Consider the following 9,414-nt stretch of genomic DNA (forward strand, 5'->3'; position numbering starts at 1 on the left):
ACGTACTCGTTCGCGTCGGTCGTGGCGTAGTCCTCGCGTGCGCCCAGCACGAACGACCATTTGCCCAGTGTGATCTGATCCTGCAAATAAAGGCCGAGATCGTCGGTACGCTGGCGCGTGTAGCTGGCGAGCTTCGGCGCGGTGAGCGCCTGGCCGTAGACGGGGTCCGTGATGTCGAGCGAGGGCGCCTTGCCCGACGAGAGTCGACGATCCGCCATCGTCATCTGGTAGTCGAGACCCATCAGCACCGCATGACGCACGGCGCCGGTGTTGAAATCCGCTTCGAGCTGCGTGTCGGTCGACAGCGCGTCCAGGTGCTCCATCGACGCGGTGGTGAGGCGGTTCAAATAGCGGTTGGCCGAGGTCGTATAGCCGCTCGAATAGACCGTCTGATAGTCGCTCCACATGTGCATGTAGCGCGCGTTCTGACGCACCGTGAAGGTGTCGTTGAAGCGATGCGTGAAGGCATAGCCGATCTGCGCCTGCTCGCGGCGGAAGTGATCGTAGTCGGGCTCGCCGTCATTGAAGCCGGTGCCGAGCATGCCATTCGGGTTGTACGAAACCGTGCCGTAGCGCGGCAGAAAGCCGTAATAGCCGTTGTTCGGATCGTACTGATAGCTGGCGAGCAGCGTGAGTTCGGTATTCGCGTCAGGGCGCAGCGTGAGCGAAGGGGCGACATAAATGCGTTGCTCTTTCGTTCCGGACACCTGAGTATCGGCATCGCGCGCGAGACCGACAAAGCGGTACAGCACGCGTTTGTCGGCGTCCACCGCGCCGCCCAGATCGAAGGCACCTTCCCAGCGGTTATGCGTGCCCGCGCCCAGCATCACCTCGTTGACGTGATCGGCCTCCGGGCGCTTGCTCTCCAGCACCACCACGCCACCGGGGTTGGCCTGGCCGTAGAGAATCGAGCTGGGTCCGCGCAGGACTTCGATGCGTTGCAGGCCGTACTGTTCGATCTGCGGCACGGCATAGGAAAGGCCGCGCCCGAGATTCAGACCGTCCAGAAAATTCACATAAACGGCGTTGCCGCCGAAGCCGCCAAAGCCGCGCATCTGCAGGCTGTCGTAGCGATCGCCGATACCGCGCGTCTCCGGCACGATACCCGCCGAATAGCGCAGCGCCTGCGAAACGGATTGCACGTTCTGTTCGTCCATCTGCTTACGCTCGATGATCGATACCGATTGCGGCGTGCGCGTGAGCGATACGTTCGACTTGAGCGCGGCGCTGGCGACGGTCGGGTCGTGGCTGTCGCCTACGTTTTGCGCACTGATTTTCACGGCGGGCAGCGAAGTTTCCGGCGTCGTGCCGGGGCCTGGCGGCTCGGGATCGGTTTCGAGCACGAAGGCGGCATTCTGGCCGCGCACCGCGCGCAGGCCGGTGCCGCGCAGCACTTGCGCGAGCGCGCTGGCGGGATCGGCGTGACCCGTGAAGCCCGGCGACTGCTTGCCAGCGACCAGCGCGCTGGCGTAGGCAAGTTGCACGCCGCTGGTTTCCGCGAACTGGTTGAGCGCCGCGTTCAGGCTGGAAGGCGCGATGCGGTAGTCGAGCAGCGCACTGCGTTGCGCTGTGGCAGCGTCGCGCGCTGCGTCCTGATCTGCGAGTACGGGCAAAGCCGCGCCAAAGAGTGCCGCTGCCGCCGCGCTGATTGCGAGCGGACGAAAAGATGATTGCGTGAACAACGAAATTCCCCCGAACTGATGCTTGTTGATGCCGTGCGTTTTTGGTGTTGCTGAGGGAATAGACGTTTGGGCGCGCAAAAACCGGACGTCCCGCGCGAAATATTTTTATTGGCCGTCGGTGGGATCTTGAGCAGAAAGAATCACGACGCGATTTGCGATGCGCGTGGAGCGCAGCGAAAGCGTTTCGGCGAGGGTGGCGAGCGCCTGTCCAGGCGCGTCGATGGCGAAATTGCCCGACACGCGCAGCGCCGCCGCGCTGCCGCGCACATAGATGAAATGCCCTTTCCAGTAGCGATTGAGCACGGTGGCAACGTCGGCGAGCGATGCGTCGGTAAAGACGATGCGCCCGCGCTGCCAGGCCGTGGCCGCGAACGTGTCGACGATGACGGTATTGGGCGCGTGCGCCGCGTCGCTGTATTGAACGCTTTGACCGGCGGCGGCTTCGACACTGCCCGCGCTGTTGCGCACGGCCACGCGGCCCTGCGTGACGGTCACGAGTGCGGCGTCGCCGCGATCCGGCAAGCTCGCCTGGAAGGCCGTACCGATATCGACGATCTCTCCGGCGGCGGCCTGCGCCACGAAGCGGCGCGCGTCGCCGTGCTTCACGTCGAAGGCGGCGCGCCCGCGTTCCAGCACGACACGGCGTTCGTGTTCGTCATAGCGCACATCGACAGCCGAATCGGCATCGAGCCGCATCGTGCTGCCGTCATCTAGCGCGACGGTACGCACTTCGCCGGCCGAGGTGGTGAAGTCGGGCGCATGCAGGTAAAGCGCGAGACCGATGCCCGCAGCGGCGAAAGCACACGCAAACGCGGCGCGGGGCGCGGTAAAGGTGAAAGAGAAGCGGGGCCGTCGATTGGGCGATGGCGCCGATGGAGCAGCAACCACAGCAGGTTGCGCGCGCAACGTATCGGCGTGTTGCCATTGCGTGCTGGCCGCATCGAACGCGGCCTGATGTTCGGCCGAGCGCGCGCACCAGCGTACGAGCCGCGCGTCGTCGCGCGTCGCACGGCCCGCATCGATGCGCACGACCCACACGGCGGCCTCGGCGCGCAGACGCCGCGCGCGGGCATGGGTCCGCGCATCGGAAACGCCAGCGTTCGAACTACCTGAAGAAGAAACGGGCATACCCAGTGGCTGTAAATCCCTAGTCATGGGCCGGCGGTGCAGTATCGTCGTGCGCGTCGCGGTCGAATTCGGTCAGCCCGATCAGCGCGCGCCGCAGGTGCTTTTCGACCATATTGCGGCTGATCTGCAGCTGCCCGGCGATGGCCTCGTGCGACAGGCCGTGGACCTTGCGCAGCAAAAATACCTCGCGGCAGCGCGCCGGCAGTGCGCTTATGGCCTGCTCCAGCGCACGCGCGGTCTGCGCGGCCTCGGCAAGCAGGCTCGGATCGATGCGGTCGATGGCCAGATCGGCGAAGGCGTCATTATCGTCGTCGTGCGGCGTTACGTCGACCTGCAATAGCGTGCTCGTGCGGCTCTCGCGAAAGCGATCGACGATCAGGTTCTCGATCACGCGCACGAAGAACGCGCGCGGCTGGCGCACCTCGGCGGCGCCTGGCAGCGACGCCACCTTCACGAATGCATCATGAACGAGATCCGACGCAGCCTCGGCCGACTTCACGCGGCGCGAGGCGAACGCCAGCAACGCACGATAGTGCGCGGCGAACGTGTGAGCGAGGCTGGAAGACGGCTGCACGAGTGGATCTGCGAGACCAGGGCCGCGTGGCTGGCTGGTTTCATGGCGCTTACGATAATTTTACGAATGAGAATTATTATCGTTTATGCGCTTTCGTGCAAGCGGCGATTGAACGGGGCGAGGGACGGCTCAGGCGTTCGCGCCTGCCGGGCCGGTGGCAGGGGCGTCTGCGGCCTCGTGCAGATGCCGCTCGAAGTGGAGGAGGTCGTGCCATTCGCCGTCGAAGTACATACAGCGGGTGGCGCGGCCAAAGGCGCTGAAGCCGTTGCGTTCGAGCACACGTGTCGAGCCGATGTTCTGCGGTCGCACGACCGCCTCCACGCGCGACAGACACAGATCCCTCGCGGCGGCTTCGAGCGCCAGTTTCACCGCCTTCGATGCGTAACCCTGTCCCGCGAATTGTTGGCCGATGCGATACCCAAGCGTAGCGCGGTTGAAATACGCACGCGTCACATCGACGAGATTCACCCGGCCGACAATCGCATCGCCCAGGCAGACGAGATATTGGTAAGCCCGATCCTTGCCGATATCGTCCAGCGCTTTTGTTATGGCTTCGCTCACGGCGCCAGGAAGTAATAGTCCGCGGGGCGGGCGTTGATCCAGTGTTCGAAATAAGCGCGATTGTCGATTTCGAATGCCAGCAGCGCATCGGCGTCGTGCAAGGTCGGATGGCGGATCGTCAGCATGTGAGCGTGGGCCGGGAGCGTAGTTGAATTCCCGGCGATTCTACAACCGCGCGCAAAAAACAAACGGCAGCTTCGCAAGAGAGGCTGCCGCGTTAATCAGGCCTTGCGCTGCTTATTCGGAAGTCTGCGCAGCGGCGGGGCGCAAAGAGGGCGAACCGTTTTTCGACGCCAGCACATAATAGGTCAGTGCGGTCGCAACCAGTCCCACCATCCACGAAACGTCCGCGCCGCCCAGAATCGACGCCCACGGGCCGTGGAAGAAGCTCTCTTCCATGAACGGCACCTGGATCGCGATACCGAACAGGTAAATGGCAATCGCCTTCAGATTGACCGCGCCATAAACGCCGCCATTGCTGCTGATGATTTCCGAAACGCGGTAGCGGCGGTTGTTGATCAGATAGAAGTCGACCAGATTAATTGCGATCCATGGGGCGAGCACGATGCGCATCGCGAAGATCGCCGTCAAAAAGATGGCAATAAAGTTGCTGGACGCCCACAAGGCCGTTGCGGTGGAGGCCACCAGCAACAAGCTCGATACGACGATACGCACGCGGCGGCCAGGCAGCCAGTGGGGGCGGAAGGTCTGCGCGGCGGTGATGATGGACAGCACGCCGCCATACAGATTCATGCCGTTGTGGCCAATGATGTTGACCAGAAAGAGGCCGATCAGCACGTAACCGAACGCGCCCGTCTGCGTGCGGATGGCTTCCATCGCATCGGTGGCGTGACCGGTGCTGACGGCCAGCACGCCAAACAGGAACGCGAAGATCGTCCCCAGCGAAGTGCCGAAGTACGTGAAGGCAAAGGTCTTCGCAAAGCCCGTGGTCGTGGGCAGATAGCGCGAATAATCGGAGGTGTAGGGCGCGAAGCTGATCTGCCACACGGCGCACAGGCCGAACATCGCAAACCAGTTGCCAAGATCGAAATGGCCCTGGTGGAACGCACTCGCATTAAGGCTCGGGATCATCATCACCATGCCGACCAGCAGCGCGCCACCCATGAACCACGCGCCGATCTTGTTGAAGCGGTGAATGAAGTGATAGCCGATCACACCGACCAGCGTGGCGAGCACGGCGCCCAGCATTGTGCCCACGTGCACTGGCACGAAAGGCGCAGCGGTATGCAGCGTCTTGCCCGCGAGAATGATGTTGGAAACAAAGAACCCGAGGTAAATCAGCGTCGTGAAGCCTACCACCAGCAGTGAACCATAGCGGCCAAATTGCGCGCGGCTCTGAATCATCTGCGGCACGCCTACCAGCGGTCCTTGTGCCGAGGTGAGGGCATGAAAAATCGCACCGAAAAACTGCCCGGCCGCAATCGCGAGAATTGCGCTGACCAGATCGAGATGGAAGATCAGCACCGAAGTGGCGCCGGAAATCACCGCGAGCGGCGCAACGTTGGTGCAGAACCACAACGTGAACAGGTCGGCGGGTTTGCCGTGCCGATTCTCCGGTGCAACATATTCGATCGAGTTGCTTTCGATGGTCAGAACGCTGTTATCGTTCGCCGGGTTTTTCATCATGTCTCCAACTTTATTGCCAGACCGCGCTGCGCTATACATTGCAATGATGTGGCGAGGCACGGCGTCAACGGCTATGTGTGTATCGACGCAGTGGCCGGGCGATGCGCCTAGCGCATGACGAACGGATCGCTGATCGGTTCATCCGAGGTGCGCAGCCACACTGACTTCGTGGTCGTATATTCAAGCGCGGCGTTCATGCCGCCTTCGCGACCGTGGCCCGACAGGCCGAAGCCGCCAAACGGCACGAGCGGCGAAACGGCGCGATAGGTGTTGATCCACACGATGCCGGAGCGCACACGCCTGGACACGCGATGCGCGCGCGTGAGATTGCTCGTGAAAATGCCTGCCGCAAGGCCGTAAGCCGTGCTGTTGGCTTTTTCGATCGCTTCCTGCTCGGTGGTGAAGGTGTCGACCGAGAGCACAGGGCCGAAGAGTTCGGTCGTGATGCTGTCGGCGTTTTCGACACCGGTGCAGTCGATGATGGTGGGCGCGTAGTAAAAGCCGTCACGTTCCAGCGCCTTGCCGCCGGTTAGCACTTTCGCGCCCTGGCGCACCGAGTTCGCCACGATCGATTCGATGTGGCGAAGCTGGCGCTCGGTGCACAGCGGGCCGTATTCCGTGGTGATGTCGTCCGGCGCACCAACCTGAATGCGCGACACACGCTCAACCAGCATCGCAAGAAATGGCTCTTTCACCGATGCTTCGACTAGCAGACGCGAACCCGCCACGCAGCTCTGGCCGCTGGCCGCAAAAATGGCCGCGACCTGCGCATTCACCGCGCTCTGGATATCGGTATCGGCAAAGACGATGAACGGTGATTTACCGCCCAGCTCCAGCGATACCTTCGCCAGATTTTTCGATGTGTTCGCAACGATATGCCGTGCCGTTTCGGGGCCGCCCGTGAAGGCGACCTGGTCCACGTCGGGATGGCTGCTGAGCACCGCGCCGCATTCCGCCGCAAAACCCGTAATCACGTTGACGACACCGGCAGGGAAGCCCGCTTCGTGAATCAGTTTCGCGAATTCGAGCAGTGGGCCGGGCGCTTCTTCGGAGGCCTTGAGCACCACCGTGCAGCCAGCGGCCAGCGCCGGACCGACTTTCACCGCCGAAAGGAAAAGCTGGCTATTCCAAGGCACGATCGCCGCGACTACGCCCACGGGCTGACGCTCCAGCCAGACCTGCATATCCGGCTTGTCCACGGGAATGTGGCTGCCTTCGAGCTTGTCGGCGATGCCCGCGTAGTAACGGTAATACTCCGCCACATACGCGATCTGGCTCGATGTTTCGCGGATGATCTTGCCGGTATCGTGCGTTTCAATTTCAGCCAGTCGCGGCGCAGCCTTTTCGACCAGATCGGCGAGCTTGTGCAGCAGCTTGCCGCGCGCCGATGCCGTGAGGCCGGCCCACGCGGGGTCGCTCAGTGCGCGGCTGGCGGCCGCGACTGCGCGGTTGACCTCGTCGGTGCGGGCTTCGGGCATCTGCGCCCACACCTTGCCGGTGGCCGGATTGATACTGCCGAAGCTCGCGGTGCCCGCCTCGAATTGGCCATCGATATACAGCTGAAATTGAACACTCATGGGATCTGTCCTTACTTGAACGCGGGCATCACGTCGTTGATCATGCGCTCGAGCGAGGCTTTCTTGCGCTCGAAGCTCATGCCGGTGTCGATCCAGAACGAGTACTCGTCGAAGCCCAGCGCTTCGTAAGCTTTCAGTCGGCCGATCACTTCTTCAGGTGTACCGATCACATTGTTCTTGCGCATCGCTTCCGGCGTATAGAACGGGTGAGCATCCATTTCCTCCTTCGTCAGCGGCTTGATGAGGCCCTGGCTGACCGGGCGCTCATTCTTGAACCACGCACCGAAGTAGTTATAGAACGCGTTCACTTCTTTCGCGGCCACCTGTGCGTCGTCTTCGTTGCTGGCCACGTAGGTGTGACGCAGCAGCATGATTTCCGGACGCGGCACATTGCTGAACTTCTCGCACGCGGCGTTGAAGTGGCCCACGAGCTTTTCAACTTCTTCGTCGCCGAAATGCAGCGGCGTGACCTGCACGTTGCAACCGTTCGACACCGCGAATTCGTGGCTGTTCGGATCGCGCGCGGCCACCCAGATCGGCGGATGCGGCTGCTGCAGCGGCTGCGGCGCCGACGTGGTTGAAGGAAACTGCCAGAACTCGCCTTCGTGCGCGTAATCGCCTTCCCAGAGCTTTTTCACGGCGGGAATCAGTTCGCGCATGCGCTGGCCCGCGCCCCATGCGTCGAGGCCCGGCATCAGACGTTCATATTCGAACGAGTAGGCGCCGCGCGCAATCCCCAGATCCAGACGGCCACCGGTGATGATGTCGGTCATCGCGGCTTCGCCGGCAAGCTTGATCGGGTGCCAGAACGGCGCGATCACCGTGCCGGTGCCCAGACGCACATTCTTTGTCTTGCTCGCAAGATCGACGAGATTGAGGAACGGGTTCGGCGCGATCGTGAAGTTCATGCCGTGGTGCTCGCCGGTCCAGACGGCGTGCATGCCGCCGCGGTCGGCGATCTGGCACAGTTCGACCATTTCGTCATACAGCTGCTTTTGACTGGTCTGGTCGGAGACGCGCTCCATATGGACGAAAAGTGAAAAACGCATGATGTGACCTTTCAGGAAAGAAGCGGGCGGACCGTGCCGTTGCTGTGGTCGCCGTAGTACATGCCGTAGCTCTTGAGCTGGCTCTCCTTGCGATAGCGCTGGAGCATGCTGGCCACCGCGCCGTCCTGGAACTGATCTGCCTCGATGTCGTCGAGGCTCACGAACTGGCCAGGCGCGTCGCCCGCGAGCGCCGCTTCTTCCGGCGCGCTGCAGAGGAACGAGATGTACTGGTAATGGGTTTCGGTGTTGTTATAAGCCGAATAAATAAAGCTTGCAGACGCATCGGGCTGATATTTGCCGAAGATTTCGGCCAGTGCCTTATCCGCGCCTTCCTTGCTGATTTCTTTCGACGGCAGTCCCCACTTGTTATTGGCGGTGCGGGTGAGCAGGACCTTGTCGTCGCGCGCGATGATCGCGCTGACGATCACCTTCGGCCCCGCGATCACTTCGGCGGACAGTCTGGCCGGCGTGAAATAGCCGCCGCGGTAATAGCCCAGTCCCGCATAGCCCGCCGAATGAAATGCCTCGACCTTGCCGACCAGCAGCGCATGGTCGCCCGCATCGATCACGGCGTGGGTGGTGCAGTCGAACCACGCGCTGACGTCGCCGATCAGCGGGTTATGGTTCGCGCTCAGGTTCCAGTCCACGTTGGCGAAGCGATCTTCGCTGGGACGCGCGAAAGTGTTGGACAGATCTTTTTGTCCTTCCGCGAGCACGTTGATCGCGAAGTGGCGCGTGGTCGAAAACGTCTGATAGTTGCTCGATGTCTTCGCAATGCTCACCAGCAGCAAGGCGGGATCGAGCGACACCGACGAAAACGAATTCGCGGTAAAGCCGAGCGGCTGGCCGTCGTCGCGCGAGGTGGTGACGATGGTCACGCCAGTCATGAAGGCGCCGAACGCGTCGCGAAGCTCGCGCGTGTTGATGGGCGCGCCAAGCGGAGCGCTCGGGGCGGCAGTCGTGGGGACGGTCTCTTGGCTCATATCAGACTTCCGACTTCAGGGGTTCAATCGACGTTTCAACACGCGTTTCGACACGCGTTTCGACATTCAGCCACTCGCGCAGCGCGCGATTGACGGCTTCGGGCGCGGTCAGGTTCACCATGTGGCGCTCGTCGTCGATCACGACCGCGTGGCCGTGGTGCGCGGCGCTCGCCATCTGGTGCGCCATTTCCGGCGTCGAGTTCGGGTCGTCGG

10 protein-coding genes are annotated in these 9,414 nt (G+C 62.4%); all 10 read right to left on the reverse strand.

Features of this window, described 5'->3' with window-relative positions; all coding sequences use genetic code 11:
• Nucleotides 1-1,613 (reverse strand): TonB-dependent siderophore receptor (locus VG320_RS11340; RefSeq protein ID WP_327200200.1); only part of this gene is annotated, 1,613 nt, incomplete at its 3' end.
• Between the two features lie 174 nt (nucleotides 1,614-1,787).
• Complete coding sequence (locus VG320_RS11345; RefSeq protein WP_327200201.1) at nucleotides 1,788-2,837, reverse strand: FecR family protein; 1,050 nt, start codon at nucleotides 2,835-2,837, stop codon at nucleotides 1,788-1,790.
• Nucleotides 2,830-3,384 carry a sigma-70 family RNA polymerase sigma factor gene (locus VG320_RS11350; protein WP_327200202.1) on the reverse strand — a complete coding sequence of 185 codons (555 nt, stop codon included), beginning with the start codon at nucleotides 3,382-3,384 and terminating at the stop codon, nucleotides 2,830-2,832. The genes VG320_RS11345 and VG320_RS11350 overlap by 8 nt, the downstream gene beginning before the upstream one ends.
• A 129-nt stretch (nucleotides 3,385-3,513) precedes the next feature.
• A complete protein-coding gene (locus tag VG320_RS11355; RefSeq protein WP_327200203.1) occupies nucleotides 3,514-3,945 on the reverse strand; it encodes a GNAT family N-acetyltransferase in 432 nt (143 codons plus the stop codon).
• Nucleotides 3,942-4,070, reverse strand: a complete 129-nt coding sequence (locus VG320_RS11360; protein ID WP_327200204.1) for a hypothetical protein — start codon at nucleotides 4,068-4,070, stop codon at nucleotides 3,942-3,944. Before VG320_RS11360 ends, VG320_RS11355 begins: the two co-directional genes overlap by 4 nt.
• A gap of 112 nt (nucleotides 4,071-4,182) precedes the next feature.
• Complete coding sequence (locus VG320_RS11365) at nucleotides 4,183-5,589, reverse strand: purine-cytosine permease family protein (RefSeq protein WP_327200205.1); 1,407 nt, start codon at nucleotides 5,587-5,589, stop codon at nucleotides 4,183-4,185.
• Nucleotides 5,590-5,699: 110 nt separating this feature from the next.
• Nucleotides 5,700-7,169, reverse strand: coding sequence for an aldehyde dehydrogenase (locus tag VG320_RS11370; RefSeq protein ID WP_327200206.1), 1,470 nt, complete (start codon nucleotides 7,167-7,169; stop codon nucleotides 5,700-5,702).
• An 11-nt stretch (nucleotides 7,170-7,180) separates the two neighbouring features.
• Entirely contained in the window at nucleotides 7,181-8,218 is a 1,038-nt protein-coding gene (locus VG320_RS11375; protein ID WP_327200207.1) for an LLM class flavin-dependent oxidoreductase, read from the reverse strand.
• Between the two features lie 11 nt (nucleotides 8,219-8,229).
• Nucleotides 8,230-9,201 (reverse strand): flavin reductase, encoded by a 972-nt coding sequence (locus VG320_RS11380; protein ID WP_327200208.1) that lies wholly within the window; start codon nucleotides 9,199-9,201, stop codon nucleotides 8,230-8,232.
• A gap of 1 nt (nucleotide 9,202) precedes the next feature.
• Nucleotides 9,203-9,414, reverse strand: a 212-nt coding sequence (locus VG320_RS11385; RefSeq protein WP_327200209.1) for an alpha/beta hydrolase, incomplete at its 5' end; no start/stop codon positions are given.

The organism is Paraburkholderia sp. (assembly GCF_035948235.1).
In the GTDB taxonomy this organism is placed as follows: Bacteria; Pseudomonadota; Gammaproteobacteria; order Burkholderiales; family Burkholderiaceae; genus Paraburkholderia.